At 62.5% G+C, this 15,997-nt stretch carries 15 protein-coding genes; 6 read left to right on the forward strand and 9 right to left on the reverse strand.

Annotation, left to right across the window (positions count from 1 at the left end):
* Positions 1-4: 4 nt before the first annotated feature.
* Together cydB and ZAL01S_RS06670 are read right to left on the reverse strand one after the other, a co-directional pair.
* On the reverse strand, positions 5-1,081 hold the full coding sequence (gene cydB, locus ZAL01S_RS06665) for a cytochrome d ubiquinol oxidase subunit II (RefSeq protein WP_083523144.1): 1,077 nt from the start codon (positions 1,079-1,081) through the stop codon (positions 5-7).
* Positions 1,081-2,487 (reverse strand): cytochrome ubiquinol oxidase subunit I, encoded by a 1,407-nt coding sequence (locus ZAL01S_RS06670; protein ID WP_066081617.1) that lies wholly within the window; start codon positions 2,485-2,487, stop codon positions 1,081-1,083. Before ZAL01S_RS06670 ends, cydB begins: the two co-directional genes overlap by 1 nt.
* A gap of 169 nt (positions 2,488-2,656) precedes the next feature.
* On the opposite strand from ZAL01S_RS06670, the gene ZAL01S_RS06675 reads away from it, so the two are divergent.
* On the forward strand, positions 2,657-3,340 hold the full coding sequence (locus ZAL01S_RS06675) for a DedA family protein (RefSeq protein WP_159421620.1): 684 nt from the start codon (positions 2,657-2,659) through the stop codon (positions 3,338-3,340).
* On the opposite strand, the gene ZAL01S_RS06680 is transcribed toward ZAL01S_RS06675, so the two are convergent.
* A complete protein-coding gene (locus ZAL01S_RS06680) occupies positions 3,337-4,074 on the reverse strand; it encodes a TetR/AcrR family transcriptional regulator (RefSeq protein ID WP_066081559.1) in 738 nt (245 codons plus the stop codon). The genes ZAL01S_RS06675 and ZAL01S_RS06680 overlap by 4 nt on opposite strands.
* Before the next feature lie 183 nt (positions 4,075-4,257).
* Between ZAL01S_RS06680 and ZAL01S_RS06685 the strand changes: the two genes are divergently transcribed.
* The 4 genes from ZAL01S_RS06685 to ZAL01S_RS06700 all read left to right on the forward strand — a co-directional run bounded on the left by ZAL01S_RS06685 (position 4,258) and on the right by ZAL01S_RS06700 (position 10,095).
* A complete protein-coding gene (locus tag ZAL01S_RS06685) occupies positions 4,258-4,965 on the forward strand; it encodes an SOS response-associated peptidase (protein ID WP_066081561.1) in 708 nt (235 codons plus the stop codon).
* A 254-nt stretch (positions 4,966-5,219) separates the two neighbouring features.
* A complete protein-coding gene (locus tag ZAL01S_RS06690; RefSeq protein ID WP_244875357.1) occupies positions 5,220-6,209 on the forward strand; it encodes an App1 family protein in 990 nt (329 codons plus the stop codon).
* Between the two features lie 125 nt (positions 6,210-6,334).
* Entirely contained in the window at positions 6,335-6,673 is a 339-nt protein-coding gene (locus ZAL01S_RS06695; RefSeq protein ID WP_244875358.1) for a DUF6504 family protein, read from the forward strand.
* Positions 6,670-10,095 carry a DNA polymerase III subunit alpha gene (locus ZAL01S_RS06700; protein WP_066081567.1) on the forward strand — a complete coding sequence of 1,142 codons (3,426 nt, stop codon included), beginning with the start codon at positions 6,670-6,672 and terminating at the stop codon, positions 10,093-10,095. The genes ZAL01S_RS06695 and ZAL01S_RS06700 overlap by 4 nt, the downstream gene beginning before the upstream one ends.
* A 22-nt stretch (positions 10,096-10,117) precedes the next feature.
* On the opposite strand, the gene ZAL01S_RS06705 is transcribed toward ZAL01S_RS06700, so the two are convergent.
* From ZAL01S_RS06705 to ZAL01S_RS06720, 4 genes are read right to left on the reverse strand one after another with little or no spacing between them, the layout of a single operon-like run.
* Positions 10,118-11,647 (reverse strand): serine aminopeptidase domain-containing protein, encoded by a 1,530-nt coding sequence (locus ZAL01S_RS06705; RefSeq protein WP_066081569.1) that lies wholly within the window; start codon positions 11,645-11,647, stop codon positions 10,118-10,120.
* Positions 11,648-11,695: 48 nt separating this feature from the next.
* Positions 11,696-12,277: a DNA-3-methyladenine glycosylase I gene (locus ZAL01S_RS06710; protein ID WP_066081570.1), complete on the reverse strand. Its 582-nt coding sequence runs from the start codon at positions 12,275-12,277 to the stop codon at positions 11,696-11,698.
* On the reverse strand, positions 12,274-12,882 hold the full coding sequence (locus ZAL01S_RS06715) for a methylated-DNA--[protein]-cysteine S-methyltransferase (RefSeq protein WP_083523147.1): 609 nt from the start codon (positions 12,880-12,882) through the stop codon (positions 12,274-12,276). The genes ZAL01S_RS06710 and ZAL01S_RS06715 overlap by 4 nt, the downstream gene beginning before the upstream one ends.
* A gap of 8 nt (positions 12,883-12,890) precedes the next feature.
* Positions 12,891-13,388, reverse strand: coding sequence for a beta-class carbonic anhydrase (locus ZAL01S_RS06720; RefSeq protein ID WP_066081575.1), 498 nt, complete (start codon positions 13,386-13,388; stop codon positions 12,891-12,893).
* Between the two features lie 263 nt (positions 13,389-13,651).
* Here ZAL01S_RS06720 and ZAL01S_RS06725 point away from each other — a divergent pair, with 263 nt between their 5' ends.
* Positions 13,652-13,996, forward strand: coding sequence for a histone-like nucleoid-structuring protein Lsr2 (locus ZAL01S_RS06725; protein WP_066081578.1), 345 nt, complete (start codon positions 13,652-13,654; stop codon positions 13,994-13,996).
* A gap of 118 nt (positions 13,997-14,114) precedes the next feature.
* On the opposite strand, the gene ZAL01S_RS06730 is transcribed toward ZAL01S_RS06725, so the two are convergent.
* The gene (locus ZAL01S_RS06730) at positions 14,115-15,593 is read right to left on the reverse strand and encodes a metallophosphoesterase (RefSeq protein WP_066081580.1); all 1,479 of its coding nucleotides are present in this window, start codon (positions 15,591-15,593) and stop codon (positions 14,115-14,117) included.
* Positions 15,590-15,916, reverse strand: a complete 327-nt coding sequence (locus ZAL01S_RS10510; protein WP_066081582.1) for a hypothetical protein — start codon at positions 15,914-15,916, stop codon at positions 15,590-15,592. The genes ZAL01S_RS06730 and ZAL01S_RS10510 overlap by 4 nt, the downstream gene beginning before the upstream one ends.
* Positions 15,917-15,997: the final 81 nt, after the last annotated feature.

Genomic DNA, 15,997 nt, shown 5'->3' on the forward strand with positions numbered 1-15,997 from the left:
GGGATTAGTTCGTGGAGGCCGCTACCTGGGCGAGTTCACGCCCGCGCGAACGCTCCACCTCAATGTCGACCGCGTCATCCACGTGGTCGCCCGTAATGTGCGAGCGGCGGATGCGCTTGCGGAACACCCAGAACGTCCACGCCTGGTAGCCGAGCACGAACGGCAGGATGCACACGGCTGCCCAGGTCATGATCTGGAGCGTGTACTCGCTCGAAGAGCCATTCGCGACCGTCATCGAGAGCGTCGGGTCGGCGGTGTTCGGGAGGAGGTTCGGGAACAGGCTCGCAAAGAGCGCAGCAACCGCGGCGGCCACGGTGAGGGCGCCGAAGGCGAAGGCGAGGCCGTCCTTGTGGAGCAGGTTCGTGAGCCACGAACCGACGAAGGCAAGCACCGCAACGAGTGCGAGCACGAGGCCGAGAACGCTGAAGTTCGCGATAACCGTCCATGTCAGGAAGGCGATCGCGAGAACTGCCACGACGATGCCGACCTTCCATGCGAGCGCACGAGCACGCTCGCGGATCTCACCCACCGTCTTCCGCGTGAGGAAGATGAGGCCGTGGTAGAAGAACAGGCTCAGCGTGGTGAGTCCGCCGAGGAGTGCGTACGGGTTGAGCAGGTCGAAGAAGGTGCCCGTGTAGTTGAAGTCGGCATCCATCGGCAGGCCCTGCACGATGTTCGCGAATGCGACGCCCCACAGAAGTGCGGGAACGACCGATCCGGCGAAGATCATCCAGTCAAACCAGTTCGTCCACTTCGCTCCGTGACCCTGGTGGCGGTACTCGAAGGAGACACCGCGCGCGATGAGCGCGAGGAGGATCACGAGGAGGGCGAGGTAGAAGCCCGAGAAGATCGTCGCGTACCACTCCGGGAATGCCGCGAAGAGCGAGGCACCGGCCACGATGACCCAGGTCTCATTGAGGTCCCACACCGGGCCGATCGTGTTGATGAGCACGCGTCGATCGGTGTCGGTCTTGCCGATGACCGGGATGGCCATGCCGACACCGAAGTCGAAGCCGTCCAGGATGAAGTACCCGATGAAGAGGAAGGCAACGATGCCAAACCAGAGGCTAGGGAGATCCATTAGTACACGCTCGCTTCCACTGCGACCTTCGCCGGCTCGTCGTCTTCCTCGAGCTCGAAGGTCTGGGGATCGGATTGGGCGGCCTTGATGAGAAGGCGGAACTCAACGACGGCGAGGATGCCGTAGATGAGCGTGAAGGCAATGAGCGAGATGAGCACGCTCAGACCGCTGACGTTCGGCGACACCGCGGCCTCGGTCTTCAGGAGCGAGAACACGATCCACGGCTGGCGGCCCATCTCGGTGAAGATCCACCCGATGAGGATGCCGATGAGCGGGAAGGCGCTCGTCCAGATGGCGATGTTCCACTGCCATGCCTTCGGCTGGCGGCCCTTGCGCGTGAGGAAGAGACCAACGATCGCGACCAGGATCGAAGCGAAGCCGAAGAACATCATCCAGCGGAAGGACCAGTAGGTGATCCAAATGGTCGGGGTGTAGTCGCCCGGACCGTAGAGCGCCTGGTACTGGGCCTGCAGGTCGTTGATGCCCTCGACCGTGCCGTCAAGCGTGTGCGTCGAGAGGAAGGAGAGCAGGTGCGGGACGCGGATGGAGAAGAGCTCGCTCGTACCATCCGGGGTACCGAGCGTGAAGATCGAGAAGGAGGCGTTGGCGGTCGTGTGGTAGAGCGCTTCCGCAGCCGCCATCTTCATCGGCTGGGTCTGCACCATGACGAGGCCGAGCGCGTCTCCCGACCAGATGACGCCGATACCGCCGATGATCATGCTCCAAAGGCCGAACTTGAGGGCCGGGCGCATAATCTCGAGGTTCTGTTCACGCTTGAGGTGCCAGGCAGCAACACCCGCGATGACACCGGCCGCGAACATGATCGAAGCGAAGAGGGTGTGCGGGAGCTGCGCGAGCGCGACCGGGTTGAGGAGCACCGCCATGAAGTCGACGAGTTCCGCACGGCCCGTTTCCGGGTTGAACTCGAAGCCGACCGGGTTCTGCATGAAGGCGTTGGCCGCGAGGATGAAGTAGGCCGAGATCCAGGTGCCCAGCATCGTGCCCCAGATCGTGAGCAGGTGCAGCTTCGGCGGAAGCTTGTCCCAACCGAAGATCCACAGACCAATCATCGTGGCCTCGAGGAAGAAGGCGATAAGGCCTTCGAATGCGAGCGGGGCGCCGAAGATGTCGCCGACGAAGCGGGAGTACTCCGACCAGTTCATGCCGAACTGGAACTCCTGCACGATGCCGGTGACGATACCCATCGCGAAGTTAATGAGGAACAGCTTGCCGAAGAATCGGGTGAGCTGGAGGTAGGCGATCTTGCCGGTGCGCGCCCAGGCGGTCTGCCAGATTGCGACGGCGAGCACCATGCCAAGCGTGAGCGGCACGAAGAGGAAGTGATAGAGCGTCGTCAGCCCGAATTGCCACCGGGCGAGGACGAGTGGGTCGAGGATGCCGTCCACGGCGTTGCCTCCAAGGGTTCGGTCGGCGCGGGGCAGAAGCGCCGAGGGTGGGAGCTCCACGCTGTGCGCGTTCCCACGACACGAATCCTTGTGTTCTGGGAACTTGCTGAGTGTCGCTACGAGCAAATTTACACCGTTTATTTGCCGCCGTCGACGTTACGATGCGGGGATGCTGAATGAGTGGATCGACTGGGCGCTGGCGAGCATCGCAAGCCTTGATCCGCTCGCGCGAACCCTCGGCGCTGCGGTGGCGATCTTGCTCGAAACAAGCGTGCTCTTGGGACTCATCGTCCCCGGCGAAATGCTCGTCATCATCGCTTCCACTGCAGTCGCCTCACCCAGTGACTGGCTGGCGATGGTTGCCGCGGTCATTGCCGGCGCGCTGGCCGGAGAATCCATCGGCTACGTGCTCGGGCACCTCCTGGGGCCTGCACTCATCCGCAGCAGGCTTGGACATTGGATCGGGGTCGAGCGCTTGACGCGCGCAGAAGAGCTGCTTGCCGAGCGGGGCGGCGCAGCCGTGTTCGCATCGCGGTTCCTGCCGGTGCTTCATTCCCTCGTGCCGCTCATCGCGGGGCTGTCCGGCATGAGCTATCGCCGTTTCCTCGCCTGGACGACCCCGGCGTGCACACTGTGGGCACTTGCCTATGTGTCACTCGCCGCCGTCTCATCAGCAAGCTATCGCGAGCTCTCGCGCGAGCTGCAGTGGGCGGGCGTCCTCTTTCTTGGCGCTCTTGCGATTGGTCTGCTGCTCGTGCACTTCGGCAAGAAATGGTTCGCCCGACGATTCCTCGAACCGGGAACGCCTACGTCGCGGGGCGAGGCGGATCGTCGCGCCTCTCGAATCGACTAGTTGTCGAGGTCGATCGGCATCTCCTGCATGAGTGCATCGGCGAGCCGTTCGAGTTGGGCCTCGTCACGCGACCCCCGCATGAGCTCCTCAAAGCGGAGGACGAGCACCATGTTCGTCGTTTCGAGGGTCCGCTTGGCGCGTTCGTAACAGGGTTCTGAGTCACGCCCCGACAGCCGGTACGCACTCGCACGTTCAATAAGGCTGAACGCGATCATGAGCACAAACTCAATATCTGACGCCACTTGACGGAACGCTGGTCCCTCCGGCACGAAGAACTGCGCAATCTCACGCGCGGCCATGAGCCGGGGAACTTCGCCAGCACGCAAGACGCCACCAAGAAGCGCTGCCTCAGCTTCGCTGATCGGAAGGTCAAAGAGGTATCCGTACCCAAGCACAGGGCTGCCGGGCGTCTTCTGGTGCCACTCAAGAAAGTCGATCGCGAGACGGTCAAGGAGCGTACGGTAGCCAGCAACGTCAGGTTCGGTCCAGCGGAGGACTTCACGCATCCGCGTGTGGAGCTCTTCGAAGTGGCGAAGGCCAAGTGCTCGCAGCACCGCCGTGCGGTCTGGGAAGTATCGGTACAGCGTGCCGATCGAACACTCCGCCCGCTCTGCAACGAGGTTTGTCGTCAGACGTTCAATACCCACCTCGTCAACGACAGCGGCGCAGGCATTGAGCAATTCTTGGACACGAGCGACACCACGCGCCTGAGTCGGCGTGATTCGATCGTTCACCTGAGTCCCCTTTTGTGCCAGATAGAGCCCCCCAACAGAACGTTAGTCACGCGCCCCACTTTGCATCTCCGACCGCCAATATTACCTGAGGGGTCGGCACGACACGGCAACAAACATCCTGATGAATCACGGATTTTTCTGAAGACTTTCGTTGACTCCCCCATCGCCTCATAGGCTGTTCGCATGTGCGGAAGATTCGTGGTCGCGCGAGCGAAAGCCGAGCTCCTCGCCGACTTTCAGATTGACGTCGTCGGCCCCGATACGCCGGACCCGTCGTTCAATCACGCACCGATGAGTATCATCCCGATCATCACCATCAGTGCCAAGGACGCATCGCACTGGCGCCTCGAGGGCGCGAAGTGGGGACTTGTCCCCCCATGGGCAAACGACCCGACCATCGGCGTGCGCGCGTTCAACGCGCGTTCGGAAAGCGTGCACGAGAAGCCAACGTTTCGACACGCACTCACAAGCCAACGAGCGATCGTCCCCGCGAGCGGATATTACGAGTGGCAAAAGCGAGCTGACGGCACGAAGCAGCCTTTCTATCTGCATCCCGAAGGCGATTCACTCCCTTTCGCAGCACTGTACGAGTGGTGGAAAGACCCCTCGACGCCGGAGTCACCATGGCTCCTCTCGGCGACGATCCTCACGCAGGCCGCAGAGGGACATCTTGCTGACATCCACGACCGGATGCCGGTCATGCTTCACGAGGATCTCCTCAACGACTGGATCAGCCCGCAGGTCGAAGGCTCGCGTGAGCTTGTGAGTGCCATCACCGATGCAGGCCGGAGCGTGGCCACCCAGCTCACTGCCACCGCCGTTTCGAGCGCTGTGGGCAACGTCCGTAACAACAGCCCCGAACTCATCCAAGCCATCGACATTGACCGGTAACGTCAAGGAGCGCGTCACGAAGGCATGAAAAGATACGGCCCGTGAGCCCGAAAAACCGCGTTGGACCAGCCATATCGTCTCTCATGAGCACGTTCCCCCCAGTCAAACTGGCCATGCGGAATGCGTTCCGGGTTGAGGATTGGATCCACAACTCGCGAGTCCGCAGCGTCCGCCGACGCGGCTACCGGATGGTGGTTGAGCCCTACACCGGATACGGATCAACCGAGTGGGTGCGTATACTCGCACGCGTACAGATGGCGCCGCCACCCCTGCTCATGCCGAAGGTTCTTGTCGAGCGTCGCGAACGCCGTGAACGCACTGTCCGAGGCTGGCGAGCCTTCACGCGCATTGCAGCCGCTCACTCGAGTGTGACCGTGAAGATTGGCTCGACGACCCACCGAGTGACCGCGGACCGAGGCGGCGTCATCGACATCAACTTGCCCGCGTCGCTGAGGCCCGGCTGGCAGGAGATCAGTCTTGAGAGCGCTGATGGCTTCGTGACCACTGCGCCGGTGTTCATTGTCGACCCCAAACAGCGAGTGGGCATTGTGTCCGACATCGATGACACCGTGATGGTCACAGCGCTCCCCCGTCCACTTCTTGCCGCGTGGAACACCTTCGTCCTTGACGTGCACGCACGTACACCCACGCCAGGCATGAACGTCTTCGATGAGCGCTTACTCGACGCCTTTGGCCACGGCACAACGCCCGTCATCTATCTCTCGACCGGCCCCTGGAACGTTGCACCGACGCTCGCCCGATTCCTTGGCCGGAACGTCTACCCGGCTGGCCCACTCCTGCTTACCGACTGGGGCCCGACGCCGGATCGCTTCTTCCGCTCGGGGTATGACCACAAGGTGGAGAATCTGCGTCGCCTCGCAGCGGAGTTCCCCAACATCAAGTGGATTCTCATCGGCGATGACGGCCAGCACGACGAGGAGATCTACGGCAACTTCGCGCGTGAGTTCCCTGACCATGTGAAGGCCGTTGCCATTCGTCGACTCTCCCCGAGTGAGGCGATCCTCGCGCAAGGTGCACGCAGTATCCTCCCCGAAGAGGAGGGACCCAAGGAGGACGGGATCGAGGTCCCGTGGTTCTCAGCTCCGGATGGCGCGGGTCTCATCGATGCATTCCGCGAGGCAGGCATGCTCGCTGAACCTGAGGCACTGCGTATCGAGGAAGAAGAACGCGAAGAGTTCCTCGCCGAGATGGACGCACGCGAGTCGACATACGACCCCCAATAAGACCTCACCTTCGAACGGATTTTCGACACACCCTCCCGGAATGTCGGTGGCCCTTCTTACACTCATCACATTGATCGAACACCAGTTCGAACACCAGTTCGAACACCAGTGTGAGGAGTGTCATTGTGCGAGTCAACGAGCCTGTCCACGTTGAGCTGTCCCCTCGGGGTGCCCCTGCCCACTTTGTCTGGCGTGGGTATGAGTATCACGTGGTGAGCACGCCCGAGCCGTGGCTTGCACAGCAGCGGTGGTGGTCGCACGATGCTGCGCGTGCTCCGCGTGGTGGTGGCGTGCACGAGTACGAACAAGAGCGTTGGCGGGTCGATGCCGTTGCGCTCTCTCCTGCTGCCCCTGCGGCATCCGAAGGAAGTTTTGATCTTGCGGTCGATGCCGCGCGCTCGTCGTGGCTTCTCGCCGACGCGTTCACCGACGAGTTCGAAGAGCTGTTGTTCCTCGAGCCATGAGCACGTTCACGCATCTGCACGTGGCGTCCTTCTTCTCAGCTCATCACGGCACGAGCTCCCCCGAAGAGCTTGTTGCGCAGGCTGTCGCGCAGGGCGCGCACGCTGCAGCGCTCACCGACCGCGATGTGCTCTCTGGGGCAGTGCGCCATGTCCGCGCCTGCATCCAGCACGGCGTTGACCCCATCGTGGGTGTTGAACTCTCGCTCGCTGCGTCGTCTCGGCCCAGCCCGGAGCACTCCGCTCCCTTCGGTCGTGGCGTGTTGCTCGCGCACGGCAACACGCGAGGGGCGGGGTGGGCCATGCTGTGCCGTGCAGTCAGTGCCGCTCATACTCCCCCGCGCGGGAGGAAGCCCGCCAACTGGCAGCCACAACTTGCACTTGATCGACTCGCTGCACTCATCACGGGCGAGACGGGCCCTGTCGGCGCCCTGCTGCTCGGCCCAGAATCAGCGCCCGCCCAAGCGCTCCAGCGGGGCGAGTGGAAGCTTGCCGAGCGCATGCTGCGCAGGCTGGCAACAACGTTTCCCGGTGCACTCACACTCGAAGTCGTGTGCCACCTCACAGCGCCCGGGCACGCCACCAGCCTGCAACAGGCGGCGCGCTGGCTCGAGCTTGCTCACCATCTTGAGCTCCCGGCAGTTCTCAGCAATCACGTCCGCTATCGGGTTCCCGATGAGGCGGTGACGGCCGATGTCCTTGCCGCCAGCGGAACCCTCACACCGCTCAGGCCTGATATCGGCGGCTTGAACGCCCAAGCATGGCTCAAGAGCCCCCAGCGGATGGAAGCACTGGCGCAACTTCTTGTTGACCGCGCGGCGCTCCCCCGCGACGCAACATCCGCGCTCCTCGAAGGCACTGAGCGCCTTGCCGGACGCTGCGTCCTGTCTCCTCGCGATGATCTCGCGTGGCAAATGCCCAAGACACCCGAGCCAGAGGTCATTGGCATTCGCGAGGAGCCCAATCGGGCGCTCTCGAACCGCTGCGAGGCGGCGTTCTCCGCACGGTTGGGTGATCTCAGCGGTTGTGCGCGCACGCGAGCACAGCAGCGGCTCCGCGATGAGCTCGTCACAATCTCCGGTTTTGGCTTCGCGACGTATTTTCTTGCGGTTGCCGATGTCACCGATCTCATCCGCAGCCGGGGCATTCGGGTCCAGGCGCGGGGCTCTGGCGCCGGAAGCTTAGTGAACTATCTCCTCGGGATTTCACCGGTCAATCCGCTCGAACACGATTTGCTCTTCGAACGCTTTCTGGGCCGGCAGCGCTCCACGCTCCCCGATATTGATCTCGACGTCGAATCCGCTCGACGGCACGAGATCTACCGTGCGATTTTCCGCCGGTATGGAGATACCCGCGTGTCGCTCCTCGGCATGCAGTCGAGGTATCGGGCACGTGGGGCCACCCGCGATGCGGGCAGAGCCCTCGGTATCAGCGATGAGCACATTGACCTCATTGCGAAGCAACTCTGGCGGCTCAATGCTCGCGATCTGCGCAGCGCCCTGCAGAACAACCCCGAGCTGCAGCGGCTCTCCGCCTCGCTCGGCGGACTTCCCCAGGCAGAACTGTTGCTCGATCTTGCCGAGCGCCTCGATCGCCTCCCCCGGCATCTGTCCATGCATCCCTGTGGTGTTCTCCTGGGCGACAACACGCTCTTGTCGGTCACTCCGGTTCAGCCAAGCGGCATCGGACTCCCGATGAGCCAATTCGATAAGGACGACATCGACGATCTCGGTCTACTCAAACTCGATGTTCTCGGTGTCCGAATGCAATCGTCATTGGCCTACACGGTGCACGAGATCACGCGTCTTCACGGCGATGAGATCGCGAGCGCCGGGGGCCTGCCAGAGGATGCTCCGTATCTCGCTTCGGGAACGCTCGCGCTCAATGACATCCCTCACGACGATGAGGCCACGCTGCGCATGATTCGCTCCACGCATACGCTCGGCATGTTTCAAATCGAGTCGCCCGGGCAACGAGAACTCATTGGCAAGATGCAGCCAACTGCTTATGAAGATCTCATCGCCGATATTTCCCTGTTTCGTCCGGGCCCGATGAAGGGGAACATGGTGGCACCGTACCTCGATGTCCGCCACGGGATTCGGTCTGCGGAGTATCTGCGCCCCGAATTCATTCCCTTTCTTCGCGAGACGCACGGTGTCGTCGTGTATCACGAGCAGCTCATTCGCGTCCTGTCGTTCTGCATGGGCATCGGCTACGCCGAAGCTGATGAGCTTCGCCGACAGATGTCGCATCAGCTCACTGAGGTCGAACGTCAATTCCGGGCAGCGAGCGCAGCTCAGCGCGACGAAGACAGGCGCCCGCGCTTTCAGCCAGCCGAAATCGACCGCATCTGGTCGGTCGTGGCGGGTTTTGGCTCCTTCGGGTTCTGCAAAGCGCACGGCGCAGCCTTTGCCCTCACCACCTGGCAAAGCGCCTGGCTCAAAACGCATTTCCCCGCCGAATTCTTTGCGGGGCTCCTCACCCACGACCCCGGCATGTACCCGAAACGGCTCCTCGTTGGCGATGCTCGACGTTTGGGGATCCCCATCCTCCCGGTCGACATCAACCGTTCAGCACGAACCTGGACCGTCGAACGTGTCCGAGCAACACCCGCGGGTGTCCCCACTCGGCCTGGTGACCTTGGGATTCGTGTCGCGCTCGCTGATGTGCAGGGCATTACCGAGGCCGAGCTCACGCGCATCCTCGCTGAGCGCCCCTTCCATTCCCTCGGCGATGTGTGGGAGCGAGCCAGACCGTCACGCCGCTTGGCAGAACGTCTCGCGATGGTCGGGGCATTCGACGCGCTCGAGCACACAAGCGTGCAGGCAGACATCCCAGTATTCCCGAGCCGGGGCGAGCTCATTGCACGCGTGCGCGAACTTGCTGCCCAGCGCAAACGACCTCGCGCTCCGAGAGCCGATGAGCTGCAGTTGCCTCTGGACTTCGATGCGGTCCACGCTGTTGAGCTACCGCAGAGCGGCCGCGCCCGGGCAAGCTCCGAGCGCACACGTGAGCGTGTGCAGGCAGAGCTTGAAGTGCTCTCCATCGACCTCTCCGAGCACCTCATCGAGAGTTACCGGCCTCTCCTCGACGAGCTTGGGGTGACTCCTGCCGCAGAGCTGCTCGAGCTTCGTAATCGCACCGAGGTGATGGTTGCCGGGGTTCGCGTCGCAACCCAAACACCGCCAATGCGTTCGGGCAAGCGTGTGGTGTTTGTGAGCGTCGACGACGGCACCGGATGCGCGGATGCCGCGTTCTTCGAAGAAGCGCAGCAGCACACCGGGTCTGCCCTCTTCAACTCCAAGCTCCTCGTCATCGCAGGAACCACCCGGCGTACCGGGGCTCGAGGGGTGAGTCTGCAAGCAGATCGGGCGTGGGATCTCGCGGAACTCTGGCAAGAATGGCGGCGCCGTCATGCCGCCTAACGGTCACTCGCCCGTGCGGGCACTAGCGCGAGGCCCCGGGCCACTGGGCTCGAATGACGCGGGTCACGATCTCCAGGAGGCGCGGATCATCAAGCAACCGGAAGTGGCCGGCCAGCGGCAACACGATCCGCTCGTGTGCGCCGGGCAGCGTGCCGAGCGCAAACGCTTCCACATCCGTTGGAATGTGCGGGTCAAATTCCGGCTGCACCGTCGTGATGCGCTCGTTCACGCCTCGTTCGCGCGCGAGACCACGCAGTTCAGGATGCTCGGGCGAGAACACTCTCAGCGCAGGATCGGCGAACAGCTGAGCGTACTTCGACCCCGCAAACGGTGTCGCGATCGCGATGAGGTGACGGATCCGATCACCCCGGGGACGCAGCATCGCGGCCTTCGCGATCAAACCGCCCTTCGAGTGGGCGATGACAATCACGTCATCCAGGCCGCGAAGCTCAAGCTCACGTTCGAGTCGTCGCGCCGATTCGCCAAGACTTGCCCGATTCCACCCGAGCGAGTTCACGAGGTACACGCTGTGACCGTTCATGCGCAGCTGCTCCGCGAGCGAGCGCAGGAATCCCGCCCGCTCGAACACACCGGGAACCAACACGATCGTTGCCCCGTCTGCTCGGCCATGCTCCCAACGCCGAACCGTGCGCTTCGACAGGAACAAACTCGCGAACTGCGCGCGCAGAGCCCAGAGATAGTCGATCGTGCGCAGCGGCCAGTCGCGCATGTCGAAGACACGGCGGCGTCGCCACACCACGCCACGTTCGCGATCGAGCGGATGATCCGCTGCCCGCGGCGCACACAGCTTCGGCGGCTCCGGCACGCACTGGTTTCCGCCTTCGACGCCCAAGATCCAGGCCGCTCGGAGCGCCGCCCGTTTCGTGCGCCAGTCCCCGAGCACGCGTCCGTGACCGCCAAGCGGCACGATCACATTGCGACCAAACTCGATGAGCCCAGGCTCCGACACGATCTCGTCCGCCTCCGGCACGATCGCGATGATGCGTCGGTCCACATCGTCGTACGCATCGAGAGTGCGCGTCGTTTCGCTCGTGCGGCAGAACATGCCAAGTTCAGGATCATCCGCAAACGCGTCCACGAGACGCGTCCCAGCGAACGGCGCCGCAATCGCGATCGCCCCGTGCACGGTCGTGCGGCTCGTGCCCGCCCGTGCACGTTTTGCTGCAAGCACAAGGACAGCCTTCGCGACGAGGCCACCCTTCGAATGCCCGAGAAGGATGACTTCATCGAGTCCTCGACGCTCGATCTCGTCGAGCACCATCGCTGCGAGCGCACGCACAGCGCCAGCATTTCGTTTCAGCTCCGGCAGCGGGCAAATCGGGTAGCCGACCTCGTGCAAGCGGTCGAGCACCGGTATCAAGAAGTCCCAGCGTTCAAAAATGCCAGCAATCGGCACGATGGTCGGGAAGCGTTCATCGCCGCCCTCATAGCGATCGACCTTGGCCGGGCGAAGCCACGAGCGCACATGCCAGCGCGTCGAATAGGCAACGTCTCTGATGACGTCCGTCGGGAACGGCCTGCGTGCGCTCATCCTGTCTCCTCACCTCTTCTTGCTCTCGCTGTGCCAGCTCCCACCCGCTCAGCTCACGCCGTCTCGAATGCCAGCGACCCCTGTCGCGTCCATGAGCGCCTGTATTGTGACCGGTCCGACGTGACGAAAGCTGTGCCGCTTGAGTTCACGAGCGAGCTCCCTCGACGCGTCCGTCTCGCTCGGAGCCTCAGGATGACTCCGTACCGTCAACGGCTGCGTCGAGGCGTACGTCCACACGAGCTTCGCCAGTCCACCATGCTCGCGCAGCTTCAAGCATGCCTGAGCATTGTTCAGCGTGGCCTCAATCTTGCGCCGGTTCCGCACGATCGACGCATCGAGGAGCAATTGCTCGATGTCGTGTTCGCCCCACTCGGCAAGCATTTCGACGTCAAAGTTCGCGAATGCTCGGCGAAAGGCAGGTCGCTTCACGAGGATCGTCGACCACGCCAGGCCCGACTGAAACGCTTCCAAGCTCAACCGCTCAAAAAGGCCGCGCTCATCGCGCACGGGGAAGCCCCACTCACTGTCGTAGTAGTCCCGCATGAGTTCGTTCGCGGTCGCCCATGCTGGCCGCGCAACACCGTCCGGGCCTCGTTCGAAGCCTGGGGCGAGGTTCACGGGCCCGCTCACAAGCGGTTCACCTCTCGTGCCCGCAGCCCGGATGCTGGCGACCAACCGAATTCCACGCCTTCCATCGCGAGCAGCTGCCGCTTGATCTCACTCCCCCGAGCAAGTCCAAGCTGCACACCGTACGGACCAATCGTGCCGTCAGAGCGGATGACGCGGTGACACGGCACGATGAGCGGCAAGGGATTCGTGGCGCACGCCGATCCGACTGCGCGAGCTGCCCGCGGGCGGCCGGTCGCTTCGGCGAGTTCTCCATAGCTCCAGGCCTCACCGCGAGGAATGGTGCATAGTGCACGCTGCACCTTGCCGCGGTAGTTCTCGGAGGTGAGGCACCAGTCGATGGGCACGGTGAACGAGGTGAGTTCGCCGTTGAGCCAGGCGACGATTTCGCCAACGGTGTCGTCGAGCAGCTGGCTCGACTCGGCAAGCGCATCCTGACCGAGCGCCCCAAAAGTTCTCACGAGCTGCTCGACCGGCGAGTCAGTCGCTGCTTCTTGAAAGGCGATGTGTGCGACGCCAACGTCCGTGACGACAATGAGCAACGGACCAATGTGGCTGTCAAGGCATCGTGCGGCAAGAACGGAGCGTTCTTCTCTGGAGTGAAGCATCGACTCAGTTAGTCGTCAAGCGTGACTTCGGTGAGCAACCCCGTCTCGACATCCGCAACGAATCCACGTACCGATTCCTTCTCTGCAACGAATGGGCTCTGCAGAATTCGCCGGATCGACTCACGAACAGAGTCTTCAGCGTGCTTGAACGATTCGGCTTTCCAGTGAGCGCGACGACCCGTCTCACGAAGCAGAAGTTCGTCAAACTCATCCTCGCTAAATGTCGACAGGCCACAGTTGGTGTGGTGCACAAGAATGACCTCCTGAGTGCCCATCATTCGCTGGCTGATCGTGAGTGAACGAATCATGTCGTCGGTGATGACACCACCGGCATTCCGCATGATGTGGGCGTCACCAAGTTCAAGACCGAGCATGGCAAACACATCGAGACGTGAGTCCATGCACGCAATCACCGCGAGCTTCTCAGCCGGTCGCAGCGGCAGCGGTCCGGGATAGCCCTCGGCATACTCCTGATTTCGCGAGATGACCTCATCAATGATGCTCATGCTGCTCCTCGAGAGTAGGCGCCGCTACGAGGGCGCTTGGACCTCTCAGCCTACGCGAGGACGGCACGCACGAACAGATTGATTTCATCAACAATTACCTTCGACTCGCAGATGATTGTCTGTATTGAAAGCAACTCAACACTCCATGCGTTGTTTCTTTTATCGCAAAAACGGATTACTCTTGGGTTAGCACGACGATCGGTGAAACGAAGTCGCCCCGCAATCCGGCTTCTCCGAGAACACCTGAATGAAAGTAGGACACCATGGCACAGAAGGTTCTCATCCAGCTCGTGGATGACCTGGACGGCACCGAGCTTCGCGAAGGCTCGGGCGAGACGATTCAGTTTGGTCTTGACGGAAAGACCTACGAAATCGACCTTTCCAAGGCAAATGCGACCCGTTTCCGCGCCATGCTCGGCGAGTACATCGACGCTGGCCGCCCGGTCCAGGCTCGCGGCCGCCGTGGCGCCGCCGCTTCGACTCGTGCTCAGAGCAGCAAGCGCGAAGACCTGCAGGAAATCCGCGACTGGGCTCGCGCCAACGGCTACACCGTGAGCGACCGTGGCCGCATTGCACAGAACATCGTCGACGCCTACGACAACCGCTAAGCGCGACAACTATCACAGCGAGGGGGCGATGCCACAGTCTGCGGCAGCGCCCCTTCGCTCATCCTCAACGAGGGGTGATGCCACGCAGCGTTTGGTGCGGTGACCTCACCCCTGGCAGCTACTTTCGCTGACGCTTGATGATCATTCCTGCACCGCCCAGGAGGATGATCGCGAGACCGACCCACGCCATCCACGGTTGCGCCTCGACACCGGTCGAGCTCAGTACGCCGTTTGAGGCAGCATCTACAGCAGGGGTCTCCGTTGCGCCGGATGCTGCGCCACCATGCGTCGGTGCGGTTGCCGTCGGAGCCTCCGTACCGGGAGTCACGGCGGGCGACGTCGGGCTCGGTGCCGGGGTTGGCGCCGGAGTCGGCGCAGGCGTCACGGTGCCCTCGTTCACGGCAATGAAACGGTGCACCACCGAGCGATCAACACCGCCGTGGGTGTCCCGGGTGATCACGTACCAGCTGTACTGGCCGGCCTCGGTGACCTGCCAGTCGGCACTCACGCACGCGGGTGTCGCGATGTTCTCCTTCGTCGCGATGATCTGATCCGTGAGCACCTCGGCCGTGAAGCTGTCGGTGGAGAGCGACCGTCCCTCGGGCATGATGCCGAGCTGTTCGTAGCTGATGTCGAAGGACTGGTACTTCAACGGGTCATCCGCTGGCTCCATGAGGGAAGCTTCGTCGGAGTTGTAGTCCTGCAGCGAGGGCGAATACGTCCGTACCCTCATGAGCTGCGACGCATTGTCGAAGTGCATGAGTCGGAGGTAGCCGAGATCACCCTCGGCAAGGCCCTGGTAGTCAAACAGCATCGATGTCACGGTACGGTCGTTCACGCCGTCGCCGCTGTCGTCGAAGGAGTCGGTTCGCTGGAACGCGTCGTGGTAGTGCCCGGACATGATCATGCGCACGTTCGGGTTTGGCGCTGCTACCTCATCGAGAATGCGCTGCGGAATGGGGCCAAGGCCACCGGTCGTGAGCATGAACTCGTGCAGGTTGATGATGGCAACTCGGTCAGAGCGACGCTTGAGCTGCTCATTCATCCACGCGATTTCCTTGTCGCCCGGGTCCCAACCCATCGACAGGACCATGAAGTCAATGCCTCCGGTCGAGAACAGGTCGACGTGGCCGCGGCTGTTTTCGTAGCTGGCGGCATACCAGGGGTTCCCGGCAACACGGGCTTCGCCGAAGTAGTTGCCGTAGTTCGTGTAATCAACGGCGAGGTGCCCCACATCGTGGTTGCCGGCCAGCACACCGTACGGAAGTCCGGCTTGGTCAAGACGAGCGTACTGGGGGTCAGCGTTCTCCCACTGGTACATCTGGTCGTAGGCGTCCACGATGTCGCCCATGTGGAAGAGATACTGAATGTTCTTGTTGTCGCGTTCGGCGAGCACATAGTCGTGGATCGACTTCTGGTGCTGCATGTACTGCGCGTTGTAGTACTGCGTATCCGACTCCCACGCGAGGGTGAAGTCGTATTCGCTGCGCGGTACATCCTCGGCGTGGGCCTGCGGCACGACACTGTCACGCGTCGATCGAGGCGCACCGGCAAAGCCCTCCGAGTGCTGGACGAGCATCGTGACGGTACCGTTCACTGCATAGCGGCTCGTGTTGACGAGACCCTCGAGCGTGAACTCCTCGGCACTCTGTCCGGTGATGTGGCGGTCAACTTCATCCCTTCGAGCGGAGCATCCTTGGTCTGGTCGACGCCGTCGACGTAGCTGTACGCGAAGGCATAGCCCTCGGCACCAAGATCGACGGGCGCTGTGCTGGCGTTGGCAATTTCGAAAAATTCAAAGTTGTCTGCGCCGGTTGGGTTTGTGCTGATCTCGGTGACGACGATGCGGGGATCCGCTGCTGCTACGGCTGGGGCCGGCGCAAGCGCGCCAGCCAACGGCGCACAGAACGCGGCCGTCATCGCAAGAGCTACTGCGACTCGGAACGATCGAGACACGGTGGTCCTTCTGATCGAGGAGGGTAACGAGGGACGCTTGACGCT

The sequence above is a fragment of the [Zimmermannella] alba NBRC 15616 genome, assembly GCF_001570905.1.
Taxonomy (GTDB): Bacteria; Actinomycetota; Actinomycetes; order Actinomycetales; family Microbacteriaceae; genus Pseudoclavibacter; species Pseudoclavibacter albus.